Annotated in this window: 20 protein-coding genes; 10 read left to right on the top strand and 10 right to left on the bottom strand. The window is 69.7% G+C overall.

Annotation, left to right across the window (positions count from 1 at the left end):
* The first annotated feature begins 106 nt into the window (after positions 1-106).
* From pta to pyk, 3 genes are all read left to right on the top strand, one after another.
* Entirely contained in the window at positions 107-2,233 is a 2,127-nt protein-coding gene (gene pta, locus IF28_RS0123800) for a phosphate acetyltransferase (RefSeq protein ID WP_030223916.1), read from the top strand.
* A complete protein-coding gene (locus tag IF28_RS0123795) occupies positions 2,230-3,441 on the top strand; it encodes an acetate kinase (protein ID WP_030223914.1) in 1,212 nt (403 codons plus the stop codon). The genes pta and IF28_RS0123795 overlap by 4 nt, the downstream gene beginning before the upstream one ends.
* Before the next feature lie 83 nt (positions 3,442-3,524).
* Positions 3,525-4,952: a pyruvate kinase gene (gene pyk / locus IF28_RS0123790; RefSeq protein WP_030223913.1), complete on the top strand. Its 1,428-nt coding sequence runs from the start codon at positions 3,525-3,527 to the stop codon at positions 4,950-4,952.
* 140 nt (positions 4,953-5,092) lie between these two features.
* Here pyk and IF28_RS0123785 read toward each other — a convergent pair whose 3' ends face one another.
* From IF28_RS0123785 to IF28_RS0123770, 4 genes are all read right to left on the bottom strand, one after another.
* Positions 5,093-6,406, bottom strand: coding sequence for a hypothetical protein (locus IF28_RS0123785; protein WP_030223912.1), 1,314 nt, complete (start codon positions 6,404-6,406; stop codon positions 5,093-5,095).
* Entirely contained in the window at positions 6,396-6,971 is a 576-nt protein-coding gene (locus tag IF28_RS0123780; protein WP_030223910.1) for a DUF6114 domain-containing protein, read from the bottom strand. Before IF28_RS0123780 ends, IF28_RS0123785 begins: the two co-directional genes overlap by 11 nt.
* A gap of 186 nt (positions 6,972-7,157) precedes the next feature.
* Positions 7,158-7,802: a DUF6230 family protein gene (locus tag IF28_RS0123775; protein WP_030223908.1), complete on the bottom strand. Its 645-nt coding sequence runs from the start codon at positions 7,800-7,802 to the stop codon at positions 7,158-7,160.
* A 656-nt stretch (positions 7,803-8,458) separates the two neighbouring features.
* Positions 8,459-9,439, bottom strand: a complete 981-nt coding sequence (locus IF28_RS0123770; RefSeq protein WP_030223906.1) for a tetratricopeptide repeat protein — start codon at positions 9,437-9,439, stop codon at positions 8,459-8,461.
* A 235-nt stretch (positions 9,440-9,674) separates the two neighbouring features.
* Between IF28_RS0123770 and IF28_RS0123765 the strand changes: the two genes are divergently transcribed.
* From IF28_RS0123765 to IF28_RS0123755, 3 genes are all read left to right on the top strand, one after another.
* Entirely contained in the window at positions 9,675-10,295 is a 621-nt protein-coding gene (locus IF28_RS0123765) for a TetR/AcrR family transcriptional regulator (RefSeq protein ID WP_030223904.1), read from the top strand.
* Between the two features lie 110 nt (positions 10,296-10,405).
* Positions 10,406-11,218, top strand: a complete 813-nt coding sequence (locus tag IF28_RS0123760) for an SAM-dependent methyltransferase (protein ID WP_030223899.1) — start codon at positions 10,406-10,408, stop codon at positions 11,216-11,218.
* Positions 11,219-11,393: 175 nt separating this feature from the next.
* Positions 11,394-12,746, top strand: coding sequence for a WD40 repeat domain-containing protein (locus IF28_RS0123755; RefSeq protein WP_051713845.1), 1,353 nt, complete (start codon positions 11,394-11,396; stop codon positions 12,744-12,746).
* Between the two features lie 73 nt (positions 12,747-12,819).
* Here the strand turns inward: IF28_RS0123755 and IF28_RS0123750 are convergent, their stop codons facing one another.
* The 6 genes from IF28_RS0123750 to IF28_RS0123725 form a co-directional block, all read right to left on the bottom strand.
* On the bottom strand, positions 12,820-14,520 hold the full coding sequence (locus IF28_RS0123750; RefSeq protein ID WP_030223897.1) for an acyl-CoA mutase large subunit family protein: 1,701 nt from the start codon (positions 14,518-14,520) through the stop codon (positions 12,820-12,822).
* A gap of 78 nt (positions 14,521-14,598) precedes the next feature.
* A complete protein-coding gene (locus IF28_RS0123745; protein ID WP_030223896.1) occupies positions 14,599-14,931 on the bottom strand; it encodes a DUF3817 domain-containing protein in 333 nt (110 codons plus the stop codon).
* A 59-nt stretch (positions 14,932-14,990) separates the two neighbouring features.
* Complete coding sequence (locus IF28_RS0123740; RefSeq protein WP_030223895.1) at positions 14,991-15,464, bottom strand: hypothetical protein; 474 nt, start codon at positions 15,462-15,464, stop codon at positions 14,991-14,993.
* Positions 15,465-15,577: 113 nt separating this feature from the next.
* Positions 15,578-16,087 (bottom strand): MarR family winged helix-turn-helix transcriptional regulator, encoded by a 510-nt coding sequence (locus IF28_RS0123735; RefSeq protein WP_030223894.1) that lies wholly within the window; start codon positions 16,085-16,087, stop codon positions 15,578-15,580.
* A 63-nt stretch (positions 16,088-16,150) separates the two neighbouring features.
* Positions 16,151-16,453, bottom strand: coding sequence for an MTH1187 family thiamine-binding protein (locus IF28_RS0123730; RefSeq protein ID WP_030223891.1), 303 nt, complete (start codon positions 16,451-16,453; stop codon positions 16,151-16,153).
* A complete protein-coding gene (locus tag IF28_RS0123725) occupies positions 16,450-16,794 on the bottom strand; it encodes a DUF3817 domain-containing protein (protein ID WP_030223889.1) in 345 nt (114 codons plus the stop codon). The genes IF28_RS0123730 and IF28_RS0123725 overlap by 4 nt, the downstream gene beginning before the upstream one ends.
* A 211-nt stretch (positions 16,795-17,005) precedes the next feature.
* Here IF28_RS0123725 and IF28_RS0123720 point away from each other — a divergent pair, with 211 nt between their 5' ends.
* The 4 genes from IF28_RS0123720 (at position 17,006) to IF28_RS0123705 (ending at position 19,637) form a co-directional block, all read left to right on the top strand.
* Entirely contained in the window at positions 17,006-17,638 is a 633-nt protein-coding gene (locus IF28_RS0123720; RefSeq protein WP_030223887.1) for an AIM24 family protein, read from the top strand.
* A gap of 1 nt (position 17,639) precedes the next feature.
* The gene (locus IF28_RS0123715; protein WP_030223885.1) at positions 17,640-18,290 is read left to right on the top strand and encodes an AIM24 family protein; all 651 of its coding nucleotides are present in this window, start codon (positions 17,640-17,642) and stop codon (positions 18,288-18,290) included.
* Positions 18,287-19,063, top strand: coding sequence for an AIM24 family protein (locus IF28_RS0123710; RefSeq protein ID WP_030223882.1), 777 nt, complete (start codon positions 18,287-18,289; stop codon positions 19,061-19,063). Before IF28_RS0123715 ends, IF28_RS0123710 begins: the two co-directional genes overlap by 4 nt.
* Before the next feature lie 97 nt (positions 19,064-19,160).
* Complete coding sequence (locus tag IF28_RS0123705) at positions 19,161-19,637, top strand: MarR family winged helix-turn-helix transcriptional regulator (RefSeq protein WP_030223881.1); 477 nt, start codon at positions 19,161-19,163, stop codon at positions 19,635-19,637.
* Positions 19,638-19,640: the final 3 nt, after the last annotated feature.

The following is a 19,640-nucleotide window of genomic DNA, read 5'->3' as shown; positions in this document are numbered from 1 at the left end:
GTGGGTGATTTTTATCGGCCCCGTCGCGGCCCACCACGGCGCGCGGCGAGGCACGGTGTGACCCGGCGAAGCCCCTTGCGGCCCCCCGACGAAACGGAGAGCGCGCGTGACCCGCAGCGTGTACGTGACCGGCATCGACCGCGGCGACGGCCGTCAGGTCGTCGAGCTCGGCGTCATGGAGCTCCTGACCCGGCAGGTCGACCGGGTGGGGGTCTTCCGCCCCCTGGTGCACGACGGGCCCGACCGTCTCTTCGAGCTGCTGCGCGCCCGCTACCGGCTCTCGCAGGACCCGTCGACCGTCTACGGCCTCGACTACCACGAGGCGTCCGCCCTCCAGGCCGAGCAGGGCACCGACGAGCTGGTGTCCACCCTCGTCGACCGGTTCCACCGGGTCGCCCGGGACTACGACGTCGTCCTGGTCCTCGGCACCGACTACGCCGACACCCAGTTCCCGGACGAGCTGAGCCTGAACGCCCGGCTCGCCAACGAGTTCGGCGCCTCCGTCATCCCGGTCGTGGGCGGCCGTAAGCAGACCGCCGAGTCGGTGCGCGCCGAGACCACCAACGCCTACCGCGCCTACGACACCCTCGGCTGTGACGTGCTCGCCATGGTGGTCAACCGGGTCGACCGCGAGGACCGGGACGAACTCGCCGAGCGGCTCGCCACCCGGCTTCCCGTGCCCTGCTACGTACTGCCGGACGAGCCCGCGCTGTCCGCGCCCACGGTCTCCCAGATCACGCACACCCTCGGCGCGAAGGTGGTGCTCGGCGACGACTCCGGGCTCGCCCGCGACGCCCTGGACTTCATCTTCGGCGGCGCCATGCTGCCGAACTTCCTCGCCGCCCTGACCCCGGGCTGCCTCGTCGTCACGCCGGGCGACCGCGCCGACCTGGTCATCGGCGCGCTGGCCGCGCACAGCGCCGGCACCCCGCCGATAGCCGGTGTGCTGCTCACCCTGGACGAGGTCCCCGCCGAGCGCATCCTCACCCTCGCCTCCCGGCTCGCCCCCGGCACACCGGTGCTCTCGGTGCCCAGCACCAGCTTCCCCACCGCCGAACAGCTGTTCTCCCTGGAGGGGAAGCTGAACGCGGCCACCCCGCGCAAGGCCGAGCGCGCCCTCGGTCTCTTCGAGCGGTACGCCGACACCGCCGACCTCACCAAGCGGGTCTCCGCGCCCAGCAGCGACCGTGTCACCCCGATGATGTTCGAGCACAAGCTGCTGGAGCAGGCCCGCTCCGATCTGCGCCGGGTCGTGCTCCCCGAGGGCGGCGAGGAGCGGGTGCTGCACGCGGCGGAGGTGCTGCTGCGCCGGGGCGTGTGCGAGCTGACACTGCTCGGTGACGTCGACCAGATCCGCAAGAAGGCCGCCGACCTGGGCATCGACCTCGGCGACACCCAGATCATCGACCCGGCCACCTCGGAGCTGCGGGACGCCTTCGCCGAGAAGTACGCGGCCCTGCGCGCCCACCGGGGCGTCACCGTCGAGCTGGCCTACGACGTCGTCTCCGACGTCAACTACTTCGGCACCCTGATGGTCGAGGAAGGGTTCGCCGACGGCATGGTGTCCGGCTCGGTGCACTCCACGGCGGCGACGATCCGGCCCGCCTTCGAGATCATCAAGACCAAGCCGGACGCGGACATCGTCTCCTCCGTCTTCTTCATGTGCCTGGCCGACAAGGTGCTCGTGTACGGCGACTGCGCGGTCAACCCGGACCCGGACGCCGAGCAACTCGCCGACATCGCCGTGCAGTCGGCGGTCACGGCGGCGCGGTTCGGGGTGGAGCCGCGGATCGCGATGCTGTCGTACTCGACCGGTACGTCCGGTTCCGGCGCCGACGTCGACAAGGTGCGCACCGCCACCGAGCTGGTGCGCTCGCGCCGGCCCGATCTGCGGATCGAGGGGCCGATCCAGTACGACGCGGCCGTGGAACCGTCGGTCGCGGCGACCAAGCTGCCCGGCTCGGAGGTGGCCGGGCAGGCGACGGTGCTGATCTTCCCCGACCTGAACACCGGCAACAACACGTACAAGGCCGTGCAGCGCTCGGCCGGCGCCGTCGCCGTGGGACCGGTGCTCCAGGGTCTGCGCAAGCCGGTCAACGACCTGTCCCGGGGCGCCCTGGTCCAGGACATCGTCAACACCGTCGCCATCACGGCGATCCAGGCCCAGTCCCCGGCCGCCGCCCCCGACACCGTTCCCTCCCAGGCCCCGAGCGAGAAGGCAGCCGCCCAGTGAGCCCGTCCCGTGTCCTCGTCCTCAACTCCGGCTCCTCGTCGGTGAAGTACCAGCTGCTGGACATGCGCGACGCCGGCCGGCTCGCCTCCGGACTCGTCGAGCGGATCGGTGAGCGGACCTCCCTGGTCCGGCACACCCCGCTCGCGGCGGGCGGCGGGACCCGGGAACGTACGGGTCCGGTCGCCGACCACGACGCCGCCCTGAAGACGATGGCCGAGGAGCTGGCCGCCGACGGTCTCGGGCTCGACTCCCCCGAGCTGGCCGCGATCGGCCACCGGGTGGTGCACGGCGGGAAGCACTTCACCGAGCCGACGGTGATCGACGACCGGGTGCTGGCCGAGATCGAGCGGCTGATCCCGGTCGCCCCGCTGCACAACCCGGCCAACCTCACCGGCATCCGCACCGCCACGGCGCTGCGCCCGGACCTGCCGCAGGTCGCCGTCTTCGACACCGCCTTCCACACCACGATGCCGGAGTCGGCCGCCCGCTACGCGATCGACGTCGAGACCGCCGACGCGCACCGCATCCGCCGCTACGGCTTCCACGGCACCTCGCACGCGTACGTCTCCCGGGAGACCGCGAAGCTGCTGGGGAAGACACCGGAGGAGGTGAACGTCATCGTGCTGCACCTGGGCAACGGGGCGTCCGCCTCCGCCGTACGGGGCGGGCGCTGTGTGGACACCTCCATGGGTCTCACGCCCTTGGAGGGGCTCGTGATGGGTACGCGGTCGGGAGACATGGACCCGGCCGTCATCTTCCATTTGATGCGTGTTGGCAAAATGTCCGCCGACGAGATCGACACTCTCCTCAACAAGAAGAGCGGTCTGGTCGGACTGTGCGGTGACAACGACATGCGGGAGATCCGGCGCCGGGTCGACGAGGGCGACGAACGGGCGAAGCTGGCGTTCGACATCTACATTCACCGTCTGAAGAAGTACATCGGTGCCTATTACGCCGTTCTCGGACGGGTGGACGCGGTGACCTTCACCGCCGGGGTCGGCGAGAACGCCGCCCCGGTGCGGGAGGCGGCCGTGGCGGGCCTCGAGGGGCTGGGCCTGGCGGTGGACGACGGGCTCAACGCCGTACGCGGCGGCGGGGCGCGGCTGATCTCGCCCGAGGGTGCGCGGGTCGCGGTGGCGGTGGTACCGACGGACGAGGAAATGGAGATCGCCCAGCAGACATACGCACTGGTCGAAAGGAACGACTGAGAACAACTGAGCAGGGACTTTCTCATTTGTACCTTCCGCCAGACGGAATATTCCGTAGCGAAACAAACCGATAGGATCGCCCCATGCGCCGTTCGAAAATCGTCTGTACTCTCGGCCCCGCGGTCGACTCCCACGAGCAGCTTGTCGCCCTGATCGAAGCCGGCATGAACGTGGCCCGCTTCAACTTCAGCCACGGCTCGCACGCCGAGCACCAGGGCCGGTACGACCGGGTCCGTGCCGCCGCCAAGGAGACGGGCAGGGCCATCGGTGTCCTCGCCGACCTCCAGGGCCCGAAGATCCGCCTGGAGACCTTCGCCGAGGGTCCCGTCGAGCTGGTGCGCGGTGACGAGTTCACCATCACCACCGAGGACGTACCGGGCGACAAGACGATCTGCGGAACGACCTACAAGGGCCTGCCGGGCGACGTCTCCCGCGGCGACCAGATCCTCATCAACGACGGCAACGTCGAGCTGAAGGTGCTGGACGTCGAGGGCCCCCGGGTGAAGTCGATCGTCATCGAGGGCGGTGTCATCTCCGACCACAAGGGCATCAACCTGCCCGGCACGGCCGTGAACGTGCCGGCGCTGTCGGAGAAGGACATCGACGACCTGCGCTTCGCCCTGCGGATGGGCTGCGACCTGGTCGCGCTGTCCTTCGTCCGGGACGCCAAGGACGTCGCCGACGTGCACCGTGTGATGGACGAGGAGGGGCGCCGCGTCCCGGTCATCGCCAAGGTGGAGAAGCCGCAGGCGGTGGAGAACATGGAGGACGTCGTGATGGCGTTCGACGGCGTGATGGTCGCGCGTGGCGACCTCGCCGTCGAGTATCCGCTCGAGAAGGTCCCCATGGTGCAGAAGCGCCTGATCGAGCTGTGCCGGCGCAACGCCAAGCCGGTGATCGTGGCGACCCAGATGATGGAGTCGATGATCACCAACTCCCGGCCGACCCGCGCCGAGGCCTCCGACGTGGCCAACGCGATCCTGGACGGCGCCGACGCGGTCATGCTGTCCGCCGAGTCGAGCGTGGGCGCGTACCCGATCGAGACCGTGCGGACGATGTCGAAGATCGTCCAGGCGGCCGAGCAGGAGCTGCTCTCCAAGGGCCTGCAGCCGCTGGTGCCGGGCAAGAAGCCGCGTACGCAGGGCGGTTCGGTGGCCCGCGCCGCCTGCGAGATCGCCGACTTCCTCGGCGGCAAGGGCCTGGTGGCGTTCACCCAGTCCGGCGACACGGCCCGCCGGCTGTCGCGTTACCGCGCCGTCCAGCCGATCCTGGCGTTCACCACGGACGAGTCGACCCGCAACCAGCTGGCGCTCAGCTGGGGCGTCGAGCCGTACGTGGCGCCGTTCGTGAACAGCACCGACGAGATGGTCGAGCTGGTGGAGCAGGAACTGCTGAAGCTGAACCGCTTCAGCGAGGGCGACACCCTGATCATCACGGCCGGTTCGCCCCCCGGCGTCCCCGGCACCACCAACATGGTCCGCGTCCACCACCTGGGCGGCGCGACCGGCTGACCGTGAAGGGCCTGTACGGCACCGAGGGCGCCCCCTGCGACTGACAGGGGGCGCCCTCGGTGTTTCCGCGGCTCCCGGAAGGGTCCTGACGGGTGTGCGGTGGTTCAGGTGTATCCGGTGGTTCAGGTGATTCAGGTGGTTCAGGTGGTGATGTACTGCCGCAGCCCGGGCACGTGCAGGGTGCCGCCGAACTGGCCGGCCTGCTTCACCGTCACCTTGGTGAAGTAGATCAGCGGGATGTCGAGCGGCGGCGGGTGCTCCGGGTCGAACGTGATCGGGATCAGTCCGAGCAGGTTGCCGGAGATGCTCTCGGTGTACATCACGGTGTCGCCGTCGGTGATGGTGGACGTCGAGCCCTTGGCCGCCTGCACATGGTGGGTCGCCCCGGACTGCTTGTCCTGGACCGTCTGGTGCAGGTCCCCGATGTCGGTGCCGTTGGAGATGACGTACTTCAGCACCCGCTTGGTGGCGCCGCTCGCCGTCCGCACCTCGACGATGCCCTTGTACGAGGCGCCCTTCAGCGTCAGCGAGCTGGCGTTGAGGGTCCACGGGTCGTCGGGCAGCAGGATCTTGTTGTCGACGCCGCCCTCGGCGTCGGTGGCGACCGGGCAGTCCTCGGGGTCGACCGCGGGGGACTCGGAGGGGCTGGGGGAGGCGGTGGCCTCGGGGTCCTCGGTCGCCTCCTCCTCGACTTCCTCGGCCGTCTCCTCGGCGTCCTCGGCGGCGTCGGTGGCCTTGTCGGCGGCGTCCTCTGCCGTGTCCTTCGCGGCCGGTTCGGTGGCCTTCTCGGCGGCGTCGGCGGCGGCCTTCGCCTGGTCCTCGGCCTTGTCCTCGGCCGTTTCCCCGGTCGCGGAAGCGGACGGGGTGGGGCTCGCCTCGGCTTCCTTGTCCTTCGGGGTGAGGATGTCCTTGAGGCTGTCGCCGATGTCGTCCAGGAGGTTGCGGTCGGTCTTCGACGGCTCCGGCTCGGGCTCGTCCTGGGCGGCGTCGTCACCGCCCTCGGTCGCGGAGGGGGCGGGCGCCGGCTCGTCCTGGTCGTCCTTGTCGTCGGAACCTGAATCCGACGAAGAGGACGTGTCCTCGTCCGTGCCCTTGTCCGCCCCGGGGGCCTTGCCGGTGGCCCCGTCCGAGGGCTCCTCGTCCGGGGACGCGCTCTCGCTCTCCGACGCGGACGGCGTGGGCGACGCGGACGCGTCGTCCTTCTCGGCGTCCTTCTCGTCGACCTTGAGGACTTCCAGACAGGCCTGGTACTCGTCGATGGTGAGGCTGTTCGCCGTGGGCGCCCCGTCGTTGCCGTCGGCGACGGCCAGCGTCGGCGTGAACCCCATGCCCATGAGAACGGCGGTGGGCATCGCCGCCAGCGCGATCACCTTGCCGCTCGGCACATGGAACCTGGTGAACAGCGGCTTCTTGGGGGCCGCGTGACGCGGCCCGCGCACCTGGTCAGCCGACACGGTGGCCTCCCGCGGCCCTGACGCCGCCGGCTTCCCCGCCCTCACCCTTCTCGAAGGGGTCGGCCGGGAACAGCGGTCCCGTCGCCGGGTCCTGGGGCACGTCGTCCGGCGCGGCCCCGCTCGTGGGGGCGTCGTCACCGTGGTGCTCCCCCTCGGCCTCGACCGGCGGCTCGCCCGGCGCCCAGGAAAGGGCGAGGGCACCACCGATCAGCGCGAGCAGGAAGCCGATCAGGAAGCCGCCTATGTTGGAGATCACCAGCGACACGAGGGCCAGCAGGATCGCCGCGACACCCGCGAAGACCCGGGTGGCCGACTGGAACCACATCGTCAGGCCCAGCGTGAACAGCAGTACGCCGATGATCAGCGAGCCGGCGCCGGCCGTCGTCGCCATCGCGAGCGACATATGGCCCAGCTTGAGCGTCGCGTACGGGAAGTACGCGATGGGTATTCCGCCCAGCAGCGTGAACAGACCGGCCCAGAACGGCCGGGCGCCCCGCCAGTCGCGGAAACGCAGTCGCAGCCGGGTGAAGGTCCCGGTGCTCTGGACCGGAGTCTCGGCACTCATGGAAAAAGCTCCCTGGGTCCGGTGAAAGTACGTACCGGCTCGGCCGTAGGCGCGCAGAAGCCGGAAGTCTGAGTCTGTGAGATGGCCCGGCACGCGGACCGGCCGGGCGGTGGGGCGGAGAAGCGATGGCCTCCCCGCCCCCGAGGCAGCTCAACTACCCCGGAACACCCCGGTGACGGAGGCTGTTTAGTAGCACTCCATCTTGGCGTCCGTACCGAGACGCATCGACAGGCCGTTCAGCGTGAACGTGCCGGCCGTGGTCGCCCACGCCGTCTGCTCGACGCCGTAGAGGTCGGCCGACTTCGCCTGCTGGGCGAAGCCGCCCGGCATCGAGGTGCCGTCCTGCTTCACATCCGGACCGCGGTTCTGGTCCTGGACCGCAACGCCGATGTCGATCTGGTTGAACGTGGCATCGGCGTCAAGCTGGGAGACGTCGATGTAGAGGTTCTCGGCCTTGACCGGCTTCTTGGCGTTGTTACCCGCCTCAAGACGAAGGTAGATCGTCTTGTTGAGGACCGGGATCTTCGTCGCCACCGACTGGCACATCTTGGTGATCGTCGCGTCCTTGAACGACGAGATGGCGACCGGGACCTTTGTCTTCTTGTCACCGTCGGTCGACGTGTAGACGGTGTCCATTCCGCCGTACTGGGCGAAACCCTCACCGTGCAGGTGATCGGCCGTCACCTTGAACTGCTGGCCGGAGACGCTGAACGACGCCGCGAGGGCGCCCTGCGCCAGGCCGACACCCACCGCCGCCGTAGCGAGCACGCTGGGCACCATGACCACAGCGAACCGCTTCCATCTGGTCCCGCCACGCACCTGGGACTCCATATTTCCTCCTTCTCGGACGTACATCTCCTGCCCCGGCTCATTGCCGTCAACGGCGGTTCGGCCGGGCAGGGATGGGAGAAGTGCTACGTCCTCGGGAAGGAGAGCGCCTGAGCTCGGCGGCACGTACAACGCGCCCGATCACCGGCGATCACCCCCGAGCGACAACCACTGGTCGCGCCTGACACGCATCACGCACAACCCTGCTGGACAGGCTTCGCCGGGTGGACGAAGACCCCCCTGTCCAAGAGCCGGCGTCATTGCCGCCGGCTCTGCTCGGTGGGGACCCAGGAGTTCCCGCGACCCGACCGGCTGTCGGGGTACGGGTAATGGACCGAGCGTCGCCGATCGTGGTGCATTCTCGCCGTCGACACAAGGGGGTTCATTACTCGCTAGTAACGGCCGGGTAACCCCGCAACGACCCGCCGGTCCCGCTCGGCGACGCTGGGTGCACCGAAAGGGGGGTGCAAAACCATGGATCGAGGGACAGAAACCGACAGAACACCGCCCGCGACTTACTCGCAGTAACAGCGGCCGCGATTACCAAGTTTTGGCAAAGCGCGGCCGCAACGGCATCGATGAGCCATTCGGACACTCGAACCCCGCCGTCCCGAACGCCCGGCAAAACAGCCGGAATCGGGCAACGAAACGGGGGTGGTTCAGAACAGGGCCCGTGCCAGCGCCCGGCGGGCGGCGATCACCCGCGGATCATCGGCGCCGACCACCTCGAACAGCTCCAGCAGCCGTACGCGTACGGCGTCACGGTCGTCGCCCGCGGTGCGCGCCACCGTCTCGATGAGCCGGCCGAAGGCGTCCTCCACATGACCGCCCACCAGATCGAGGTCGGCGGCGGCGATCTGCGCGCCGGAATCCTTCGGCTTCTCGGCGGCGTCCTTCCGCACCTTCGCCGGGTCCAGCCCCTGCACCCGTTGCAGCAGTTCGGCCTGGGCGAGTCCCAGCGCGGCCTCCGGGTTGCCGGGATCGTCGGCGAGCACGTTCTTGTACGCCTGGACGGCCCCGGGGAGATCACCGCTGTCCAGCGCCTGTACGGCGGCCTCCAGCAGGGCGTCGTACGGACCGGCGGGCTCGTCCGAAACCTCCGCGGGGACGCTGCCGCCCGGTACGGCGTCGGGGTCGACGGCGAGGCCGGTCAGGCCGAAGCGCTGCTCGCCGACCTGCACCAGCTGGTCCAGGGTCTGGCGGATCTGTGCCTCGCCCGCGGCGCCCTGGAAGAGCGGCAGGGCCTGCCCGGCCACCACCGCGAAGACCGCCGGGATCCCCTGGATCCCGAACTGCTGCATCAGCATCTGGTTGGCGTCGACGTCGATCTTGGCGAGCAGGATGCGCCCGTTGTACTCGACGGTGAGCCGCTCAAGCAGGGGGCTCAGCTGCTTGCAGGGCTCGCACCACTCGGCCCAGAAGTCGATGACGACCGGGACCTCGGTGGACCGCTGCAGGACATCGCGCTCGAAGCCCGCCTCGTCGACGTCGATGACGAGATCGGCCGGGGAGATGGCGCCCCCGCCGCCCTGCCGGGCGGTTTCCGCGCGCGCCTGCTCCGCCTTCGCCTTGGCCTCTTGGGCCGCCTTCACCGCGGCGAGGTCGACGACTCCGCTCATGGACATGTTCCGTGGCTGCATGCGTCTATCCTCCCCCGTACGGCCCGTGTGTGTGAAAACGCCCGGGAAAGCCAGGCGTACGTGTGCGGTTGGCGCCGGGTCCCCACCCCACGCCGGTGGTCGTCGCTGGGGCACGCCGGTCGAGCGTGCTTTCGCTACGGGTCGTAGCGTAATACTGACCGGGGCCCGCTGAACAGGGCGCACCGGTGATCTCTCCCACATCCGACCGCGCGGAATCCGCCGTTATCGTCATGCCATGCAGAGCCGCACCCCAGCCAGTCGCACCGGGCGCCCGCGCAGTGCCGCCGCGGACACCGCGATCCTGGCCGCCACGCGTGCCGCTCTGGTCGAACTGGGGTGGTCGAAACTCACGTTGGGCGACGTGGCGACCCGCGCCGGCGTCGCGAAGACCACCCTCTACCGCCGCTGGGCGGGCAAGAACGAACTGGTCGTGGACGCGGTCGCGGAACTCTTCGACGAACTGACCCTGCCCGACCGCGGCTCCCTCGCCGCCGACATCGAGGGCGTGGTGCTCCAGTTCGCGACGATCCTGGCGCGTCCGGAGGCCAGGAACGGCTTGATGGCGGTGGTGGCCGAATCCACCCGTGACGACGCCCTGCGGGAACGTATCCGCGCCTCGATCGTGGACCGGCAGAAGCGGCTCGTACTGGCCGGCCGGGCGCGGGCACAGGCCCGGGGCGAGCTGCCCCCGGAGTCCGACGCCGAGGAGGCGGCCCGCACGGTCGACCTGATCTTCGACATGGTGGCCGGCGCGGTGGTGCACCGCACCCTGGTGAGCGCGGAACCGGCCGACGAGGAATGGATCCACGGCTTCACCCGCGTCCTGCTCTCGGGCCTGTCCGCGACGGGCCCCTGAACCGGCCAGGGTCGGCCGATAGTCGCCTGTCTCCGTTTCCGGCGCGCTGCCAGGATCGTGATCACCCCGCACCGGGGCGTACCGGACGCTGAGCTGCCAGGGAGGCGCGTATGACCGGGACCCGACCCGCCGCCGCACGGATCGACACCTCCAGGCCGCATCCGGCCCGGGTGTACGACTGGTTCCTCGGCGGGAAGGACAACTACCCGGTCGACGAGGAGCTGGGCCGGCAGATCATGAGCGTCGACGGTACGGCGCGGCACATCGCCCGGACCAACCGCTGGTTCATGCAGCGGGTCACCCGGTGGCTGGCCGGTGAGGCGGGGGTCCGCCAGTACCTGGACATCGGCACCGGCATCCCCACCGAGCCCAATCTGCACCAGATAGCGCAGGGCATCGCGCCCGAGTGCCGTGTCGTCTACACGGACAACGACCCGATCGTGCTGAAGCACGCCGAGGCGCTGCTGCACAGCACGCCCGAGGGTGTCACCGACTACGTCCAGGCCGATGTGCGCGAGCCCGGCCGCATCCTCGAACAGGCCCGCGAGAAGCTGGACTTCGGGCGCCCGGTGGCGTTGTCCCTGGTCGCGCTCACGCACTTCCTCGGTGACGGGGACGACCCGTACGGGCTGGTGACGCGGCTGCTCGAGGAACTGCCCTCCGGCAGCTACCTGGTGCTGTCCCAGCTGACCGCGGACTTCGACCCGGAGGCGGTCGGTCGCGGGGTCGAGATGTACAGGGCGGGCGGCGTCACGCTCGCTCCGCGCAGCCATGCGGAGGTCGCCCGGTTCTTCGAGGGGCTCGAGCCGGTGGAGCCGGGTCTGGTCCAACTCACCGACTGGCACCCGGAGCTGGCGGAGGGCGAGACCACCGACGAGCACGCGGTGATCTCGCTGTACGGCGCGGTGGCCCGCAAGCCGTGACCTGATGGCACGCCACGCGCGGAACCCGTTGTGGACGCGCGTCGACCAGTAGAACGGATTTCCGAATTCCTGGTCGCGCGCCGCAGAATCCCGGGGGACGGTGCCCTGCGCCGTCCCCTCCGGTCGTCCAACCGGTGTACCGACGTGATGCATTGGGACACAGAAGGGCACTACCTTGCGCATACTCAGACGCGCGCTCGGCACCACACTCACCGCGGCTCTCGGCTCGCTGCTGCTGACCGTTCCGGGAGCCACCCCGGCGTTCGCGGCGGACCCCGTGCCGCTGCCGATGTACTCCCTCGCCGACATGAAGGTCGACGGGAGCAACCAGCGGGTCTTCCTCAGCATGCCCGCGGGAGCGGACGGCCGGGTCGTGGTGACGGACTACGACGGCGGAAACAGCACCTGGCTGGACGGCCTGCCGGGCGCCGGCGGGCTGGCCCTCTCACCCGACTCCCGCACCCTCTACGTGGCCGCGCGGGACATCGACACCATCGTCGCGTACGACACCACGACGCTGACGGAGACCGCACGGTACTTCGTGGGCGAGGACACCGCCCCGTGGAGCCTGGCCTTCGCGGGCGGGAAGCTGTGGTTCGGATACGGCATCACCGGGGACCTCGGGTCGGTCGACGTGTCCGGTGCCGAACCGGTGATCGAGCTCGGTCTGGACGCCTCACTGGACTGGGGGGCGGAGCTCGTCGCCTCCCCCGCCGACCCCGACGTGCTGGTGGCCGGCACGGGCAACCCCAACGTCAACACCCTCACGGTGTACGACGTGGGCGGCGGAGCACCCGAGGCGACCGCCCGACGGGTCTTCTCCGGGACGGAGATGAACGGTCTGCGGGACCTGGCCGTGACACCCGACGGCCGGAACGTCGTCGTGGCCGCCCTCATCTCGCCCGGCTACCAGACCTTCCGCCTCGACGACCTCTCGGACCAGGGAACCCCCGCGGCGTCGCCCTCTCCCCTGGCCGTCGCCGTCGCGCCCGACGGCACGGTGGCCGGAGGAACCTCCAACAACAGCGCCGACGTGCCCGACCTGTCCTTCTACGCGCCGGGCGGGCAGGCTCCGCTGACCACGGTCGAGCTGGGCGGTGCCACCGAGAGCCTGGTGGAGGAGGGGCTGGCCTGGGCGCCGGACGGGAGCCGGGTCTTCGCCGTGACGCGGCAGACCGGCGTCATGGGACTCCGGTTCCACGCGCGGCAGGTCGACACCACCGTGCAGACCGCCCTCGCCCTCGATGCGCCCCCGACCAGCAGGGTCAGGCGGGAACTGACCGTCACCGGCACCCTGACCCCGGCGGCCGGCCTCGCTCCCGGCACCACCGTCGCGGTGCGGCGCTACGACGCCGCCGCTCCTGAGGGCACCTCGCTGGGCACCGTCCCCGTGTCCGCCGACGGCACCTTCACCGTGACCGACACGCCGCGCAGGACCGGTCAGGTGCGGTACGGCGTGACGTACGCCGGTGACGCCTGGCACACCGCGGCCTCCGCCGAGGTGACCGTGGAGATCACCCGCCGCTGACGCGGCCCCGGCGGGGAGAGCGCCGTGGACCACGGGCCACGGCGCTCTCCCCGCCACGCGGTTCCGGTACGGGTCAGAAGCCGGCCGGCTCCGTGTACACGCCCCACTCGTCGCGCAGCACGCCGCAGATCTCGCCGAGGGTCGCCTCCGCGCGTACGGCGTCCAGCATGGGCTCGATCATGTTGCCGCCGGAGCGGGCGGCCTCGATCATGGCGTCGAGGGCGCCGCGCACCTTCGCGTCGTCGCGCCCGGCCTTGCGCTCGCCGAGGGTCCGTACCTGCTCGCGCTCCACCTCGTGGCTGACCCGCAGGATCTCCAGGTCGCCGGTGACGGACCCGTGGTGGACGTTGACGCCGACGACCCGCTTGTCGCCCTTCTCCAGCGCCTGCTGGTAGCGGAACGCCGACTCGGCGATCTCGCCGGTGAACCAGCCGTCCTCGATACCGCGCAGGATGCCGGAGGTGATGGGCCCGATCGGGTGCCTGCCGTCCGGGTGGGCCCGCAGGCCCCGCTCCTTGATCTGCTCGAAGATCTTCTCGGCGTCCGCCTCGATGCGGTCGGTGAGCTGCTCGATGTACCAGGAACCGCCCAGCGGGTCGGCGACGTTGCCGACGCCGGTCTCCTCCATCAGCACCTGCTGCGTGCGCAGGGCGATCTCGGCGGCCTGCTCACTGGGCAGGGCGAGGGTCTCGTCGAGGGCGTTGGTGTGCAGGGAGTTGGTCCCGCCGAGCACGGCCGCCAGCGCCTCCACGGCGGTCCGTACGACGTTGTTGTACGGCTGCTGCGCGGTCAGCGAGACACCGGCGGTCTGGGTGTGGAAACGCAGCCACTGCGCCTTGTCGCTCTCGGCGCCGTAGACGTCCCGCATCCAGCGGGCCCAGATGCGCCGGGCCGCACGGAACTTGGCGATCTCCTCGAAGAAGTCGAGGTGCGCGTCGAAGAAGAAGGAGAGGCCGGGCGCGAACACGTCCACGTCGAGCCCGCGGCTGAGCCCCAGCTCCACGTACCCGAAGCCGTCCGCGAGCGTGTACGCCAGCTCCTGCGCGGCCGTCGCCCCGGCCTCGCGGATGTGGTAGCCGGAGACGGAGAGCGGCTTGTAGGCCGGGATGCCGGCGGCGCAGTGCTCCATCAGGTCGCCGATGAGGCGCAGATGGGGCTCGGGCTGGAAGAGCCACTCCTTCTGCGCGATGTACTCCTTGAAGATGTCCGTCTGCAGTGTGCCGTTGAGCACGGCGGGGTCGACGCCCTGGCGCTCGGCGGCGACGAGGTACATGCAGAAGACGGGCACGGCGGGCCCGCTGATCGTCATCGACGTGGTCACGTCACCGAGCGGGATGTCCTTGAACAGGACCTCCATGTCGGCGGCCGAGTCGATCGCCACCCCGCAGTGGCCGACCTCGCCCAGGGAGCGCGGGTCGTCGGAGTCGCGGCCCATGAGCGTCGGCATGTCGAAGGCGACGGAGAGCCCGCCCCCGCCGTTGCCGAGGATCATCTTGTACCGCTCGTTGGTCTGCTCGGCGTTCCCGAATCCGGCGAACTGCCGGATGGTCCACGTCCGCCCCCGGTAGCCGGTCGGATACAGCCCGCGGGTGAAGGGGTACTCCCCCGGCCAGCCGATCCGCTCGAATCCCTCGTAGGTGTCCCCGGTCCGGGGCCCGTACACCGGCTCCACGGGATCGCCGGAGAGCGTGGTGAAATCCGCGTCGCGCTTGCGAGCGGCGTCGTACCGGGCCTGCCAGCGTCGGCGGCCCTCCTCGATGGCGTCAGCGTCCATACTTCGAATTTACTAGGACGTCCAAGTAAATGTCGATGGGAGACCGCCGCACGCTGCTCCGTACGGCGGTGAGACGCGTTACGCGACCGCGGGGGCCTCCTGCGCGAACCGGCCCTCCAGCTCACGGCTGATCCTGCGCTCCACGAAGAACGCGGCGGTCGGCACCGTACCGGCGAGCAGCACCCACAGCTGCTTCTTGACCGGCCACTTCGCCTTGGAGCCGAGGTCGAACGCGAAGATCAGGTAGACGACGTAGAGCCACCCGTGGGCGATGCTGACCACCTGCGTGAAGTCGGCCGCCCCGCCCATGTCGAGCACGTACTTGCCGATCATGCCGAAAGTCAGCGCGACGAGGAGGACACCGGTGACATAGGCCATGATCCGGTAGCGGGTGAACACGCTCTTCTTCATGGCTACGAGCGTAACGGCCCGTTCCGGGAGATCTTGGCGGGGGTCGGTCCCCCTCGCAGTCAGCGGGTGGCGCCCTCCGGCCACAGGACCCGTACCGGGGTGCCGCTCCGCTCCGCGTACGCGACCACGTCCGCGGCGCCGCCGAAGCCCCGGGCGGGCTTGCCGTCCCACACCGCGAGGAGTACGTCGGACAGGCCCACGAGGATCTCCGAGCCCGCCATGTGCGCCTCGGACGTCGACTCGCCCATGCCGGTCTCGTGAACCTCGGACGCCTGCCCCAGCAGAACGTCATAGGTGGCGTGGTGCCACTCCGGGAGCGCGTCGCGGTACCCGGCCGCCGGAATGACCACCTCAAGCCGGCCGCCGTGCTCCACCACGGCCTCGGCGAACCAGGCGTCGGGCCCGTCCGCGATGCACGAGACACCGACCAGCCCGGCGGCGTCGCAGGCGCTCACCGACTCGACGAGCATGCTCCGCACGCGCCACTCCACCTCCGCGTCGAGCCCACGGTGACCTGTGATCCCCACCCGCATCCTGTCCTCCTACAGGTAGACGCCGTGAAGGCGCTCGTCGAAGTCGCGCACCACCTTGGGCGGCGCGCCCGGCCGTGAGGGCGATGGCAGGCGACCAGCGGGGGTGCCGGGCGTCACTCCTCCGCGAAGTCCCCCGCCGCCACCCGCAGCGGCCGCAGCATCGCGAAGAGTTCGCCGCATTCCTCGGTGTCGTACGCGCTCAGGCCGAAGTCCATGGACATCAGGTCGCGGGTGGCCGCCTCGACGACCTCGCGGCCCTTCTCCGTGATGGTGGCGAGGGTGCCGCGGCCGTCGTTGGGGTTGGGGCGCTTGGCGACCAGGCCCGAGCGGACCAGGCGGTCCACGGTGTTCGTCACCGACGTGGGGTGCACCATCAGGCGCTCGCCGATCTTCGACATCGGCAGCTCGCCCGACTTGGAGAAGGTCAGCAGCACCAGCGCCTCGTAGCGCGCGAACGTGAGTTCGTACGGCTTGACGACCGCGTCCACCTCGGCCAGCAGGATCTGGTGCGCCCGCATGATCGAGGTGATCGCGGCCATCGACGGCACGCTGCCCCAGCGCTGCTTCCAGAGTTCGTCGGCGCGGGCGATGGGATCGAACGAGAGACTGAGCGGCTTCGACACGGACCAGACCCTACCGGCCGGTCATATGTCGGTCAGCCCTGTCTCACTCATCGGTCCCGTCGGTCAGCCGTCGCCTCGCGCCAGGTGCCGCTCGACCGTCTCCACCTTGGAGGTGAGGCCGTCCGAGACCCCCGGGCGGATGTCCGCCTTGAGGACCAGGGAGACGCGCGGTGCGCGTGCCTCCACCGCGGCCACGGCGCGCCTCACCACGTCCATCACCTCGTCCCACTCACCCTCGATCGAGGTGAACATCGCGTCCGTGCGGTTCGGGAGGCCCGACTCGCGGACCACGCGGACCGCGTCGGCGACGTACTCCCCCACGTCCTCGCCGACGCCGAGCGGTGTCACGGAGAAGGCCACGATCATGCGCCCACGACTCCCTCGTTACGGGCGCGGGAGGCGATCACCGCGTCCTCGGCCTCGCGCTTGAGGCGGCGCTCGGCGAAGAAGCCGCCGGTCGGGAGGACCGACATCAGGAAGTAGAAGGCGGCGGTGCCCAGCGACCACTTCGCGCGGTTCCAGGCGTCGGCCCAGAAGAGCACGTAGAGGACGAAGAGGAAGCCGTGGACCGCGCCCATCACCGGGACGGCGTTGAAGTCGGTGGTCCGCTTCAGGACCGAGCAGACGAGCAGCAGCAGGAACGAGATCGCTTCGGGGCCCGAGACCAGGCGGAGGCGGCGGAGGGCGGAGGCGGTCTTGAGGTCCACGGGTCACCTTCGGTGGGAGAGACGTCGGCGTCTACGGGTCGTACGGCTTGTACCAGGGACGTTTGTGAACGCACGCACAAGCGCGGGTCCATTGTGGCAAACCCGGTCCGCGATCACCGGAGGGGGTCCGTAGGGGACGGGTCGGGGTTCGACTCCTCCTTCGGGATCTGTCCGTACGGGCGAAGGTGGGGCTAACGTCGCAAGCGTGGCGATGTTCCGACTTCAGAGCAGCAAGGTGCTCGCCGTCGACATGACCGGGGATGCCGTGAAGGCGAAGAACGGCTCCATGGTCGCGTACGACGGCGACATGGCCTTCAAGAAGCTCAGCGGTGGTGGTGAGGGGCTGCGGGGGATGGTGACCCGGCGGCTCACGGGTGAGCAGATGACACTGATGGAGGTGAAGGGGCACGGGACCTGCTTTTTCGCGGACCGCGCCTCCGAGATCAACCTGGTGTCCCTGCAGGGCGACAAGCTGTACGTGGAGTCCAGCAATCTGCTGGCGACGGACGGGGGGCTTCGTACGGGGACGAGTTTCACGGGGCTGCGCGGGGCATCGCAGGGCAACGGGCTGTTCACGACGACCATCGAGGGGCACGGGCAGGCGGCGATCATGTCGGACGGGCCGGCCGTGCTGCTCCGGGTCAGTCCGCAGTACCCGCTGACGGTGGACCCCGGCGCCTATGTGGCCCATCAGGGGAACGTGCGGCAGTCCTTCCAGTCGGGTGTGTCCTTCCGCACCTTCATGGGCGAGGGCGGCGGTGAGGCCTTCCAGATCCGCTTCGAGGGCGACGGGCTGGTGTACGTGCAGCCCAGCGAGCGGAACACGATCGCGGGGGATGTCTGACATGGGCTTCCGGGAGATCAACTCGAAGATGGTCGAGGCGACCGTCGCGCCCGGTCAGCGGCTGTTCAGCCAGCGCGGCGCGATGCTCGCGTACAAGGGGGAGGTCGCCTTCACCCCGAACCTGCGCGGCGGGCAGGGCGGTGTGATGTCGATGATCGGTCGGCGGGTGGCCAACGAGGACACGCCGCTGATGACCGTCGAGGGCAGCGGCACCGTGCTGTTCGGGCACGGCGGCCATCACATCCAGGTGATCGACCTCGCCGGCGACACCCTGTACGTCGAGGCCGACCGGCTGCTCGCCTTCGAGGGCACGCTGGAGCAGGGCACGGTGTTCCTCGGCTCGCAGGGCGGGGTGATGGGCATGGTCCGGGGGCAGGTCTCCGGGCAGGGGCTCTTCACGACGTCCCTGAAGGGGCACGGCTCCGTCGCCGTGATGGCGCACGGCGGGGTCATCGAGGTCCCGATCACCCCGCAGCGGCCCGTGCACGTGGACCCGCAGGCCTACGTCGCCCACCACGGGGACGTCCGCAACAAGCTGTCGACCGCCCTCGGCTGGCGGGACATGGTGGGCCGGGGCTCCGGCGAGGCCTTCCAGTTGGAGCTGAGCGGCAGCGGTGCCGTGTACGTCCAGGCGTCGGAGGAGAAGCTGTGAGCACCCCTGTCCACGACCCGACGACGCTGCCGTCCGACGACAACGTCGATCACTACACCTTCTGCGTGGAGCTCAAGGGCACCCAGTGGTTCATGCAGAAGGGGAAGATGATCGCCTACTACGGCTCGATCGATTTCAACGGCATCGGGCACGGGCGACTCGACCGACTTGTCCGTACGTCGTTCCATTCGCCACTGCACGCGAGCGACTGGGTCGTGGCGGAGGGCTCGGGCAAGATGCTCCTCGCCGACCGGGCCTTCGACGTGAATTCGTACGATCTCGAGGACGGCAACCTGACCATTCGCTCGGGCAACCTCCTCGCTTTTCAGCCAAGTCTCGCGCTCAAGCAGTCGATCGTGCCCGGCTTTCTGACACTGATCGGAACCGGAAAGTTCGTGGCCGCGTCCAACGGGCCGGTGGTGTTCATGGAGCCCCCGATCCGGGTGGATCCGCAGGCGCTGGTCGGCTGGGCGGACTGCCCCTCCCCGTGCCATCACTACGACCACGGCTACATGACCGGCGTGATGGGCGGTCTACGTGCGATGACGGGCCTCGGCGGGGCCTCCGGCGAGGAGCACCAGTTCGAGTTCGTGGGGGCCGGCACGGTGCTGCTCCAGTCGTCCGAGGCGCTGATGGCGGAGCAGGCGACGGGGACCCCTCCGCATGAGCCGGGGGTACCCGGTGGGGGTGTTCCGGGAGGCCACGGGCAGGGGGCGGGCGCACCGCGTCTTCCCGGACAGCTGGGAGACCTCCAGCGTCGCTTCGGGCTGTGAGCGGTAATGTGCGGGGTGTGACATCGAACGCTTGCGCACGGCGTCACACGGAAGCCTTATTAGTTCGCCATTCAACTTCCTTAGGTAGACTTCATTCATGGAGACCGAGACGGCCACCCGCTGGCTGACCAATGCGGAGCAGTGCGCCTGGCGCACCCACCTGGAGGTCAACAGGCTGTTGACGTACCAGCTCGAGAAGGATCTGCAGCCGTTCGGCCTGACGATGAACGATTACGAGATCCTGGTGAACCTGTCCGAGTCGGAGGACCGGCGGATGCGGATGAGCGACCTCGCCGCCGCCACGCTGCAGTCCAAGAGCCGCCTCTCGCACCAGATCACCCGCATGGAGAACGGGGACCTGGTCAGGCGGGAGAACTGCGAGTCCGACCGCCGCGGGCTGTACGCGGTCCTCACCGAGCACGGCATGGAGACCATGCAGAAGGTCGCGCCGCATCATGTGGCGTCCGTGCGGCGGCACTTCATCGACCTGCTCTCCCCCGAGGCCCTGACCGAGCTCGACAAGGCCCTCAAGCCCATCGCCGAGCATCTGCGGGGGCAGCGGGGCCGTCTCTGACGG

This window comes from Streptomyces sp. NRRL WC-3626 (assembly GCF_000718785.1).
Lineage (GTDB): Bacteria > Actinomycetota > Actinomycetes > Streptomycetales > Streptomycetaceae > Streptomyces > Streptomyces edwardsiae.
The sequence above is the reverse complement of the archived record's forward strand: the minus strand, read 5'-3'. Positions and strand labels throughout refer to the sequence as shown.

Coding starts and splice junctions, on each gene's coding strand:
- IF28_RS0123750 (WP_030223897.1), bottom strand. CDS start 14,520: ATGGACGCTGACGCCATCGAGGAGGGCCGCCGACGCTGGCAGGCCCGG.
- IF28_RS0123780 (WP_030223910.1), bottom strand. CDS start 6,971: ATGAGTGCCGAGACTCCGGTCCAGAGCACCGGGACCTTCACCCGGCTG.
- IF28_RS0123715 (WP_030223885.1), top strand. CDS start 17,640: ATGGGCTTCCGGGAGATCAACTCGAAGATGGTCGAGGCGACCGTCGCG.
- IF28_RS0123720 (WP_030223887.1), top strand. CDS start 17,006: ATGTTCCGACTTCAGAGCAGCAAGGTGCTCGCCGTCGACATGACCGGG.
- IF28_RS0123730 (WP_030223891.1), bottom strand. CDS start 16,453: ATGATCGTGGCCTTCTCCGTGACACCGCTCGGCGTCGGCGAGGACGTG.
- IF28_RS0123740 (WP_030223895.1), bottom strand. CDS start 15,464: ATGCGGGTGGGGATCACAGGTCACCGTGGGCTCGACGCGGAGGTGGAG.
- IF28_RS0123760 (WP_030223899.1), top strand. CDS start 10,406: ATGACCGGGACCCGACCCGCCGCCGCACGGATCGACACCTCCAGGCCG.
- IF28_RS0123765 (WP_030223904.1), top strand. CDS start 9,675: ATGCAGAGCCGCACCCCAGCCAGTCGCACCGGGCGCCCGCGCAGTGCC.
- IF28_RS0123705 (WP_030223881.1), top strand. CDS start 19,161: ATGGAGACCGAGACGGCCACCCGCTGGCTGACCAATGCGGAGCAGTGC.
- IF28_RS0123745 (WP_030223896.1), bottom strand. CDS start 14,931: ATGAAGAAGAGCGTGTTCACCCGCTACCGGATCATGGCCTATGTCACC.
- IF28_RS0123775 (WP_030223908.1), bottom strand. CDS start 7,802: ATGGAGTCCCAGGTGCGTGGCGGGACCAGATGGAAGCGGTTCGCTGTG.
- pyk (WP_030223913.1), top strand. CDS start 3,525: ATGCGCCGTTCGAAAATCGTCTGTACTCTCGGCCCCGCGGTCGACTCC.
- IF28_RS0123770 (WP_030223906.1), bottom strand. CDS start 9,439: ATGCAGCCACGGAACATGTCCATGAGCGGAGTCGTCGACCTCGCCGCG.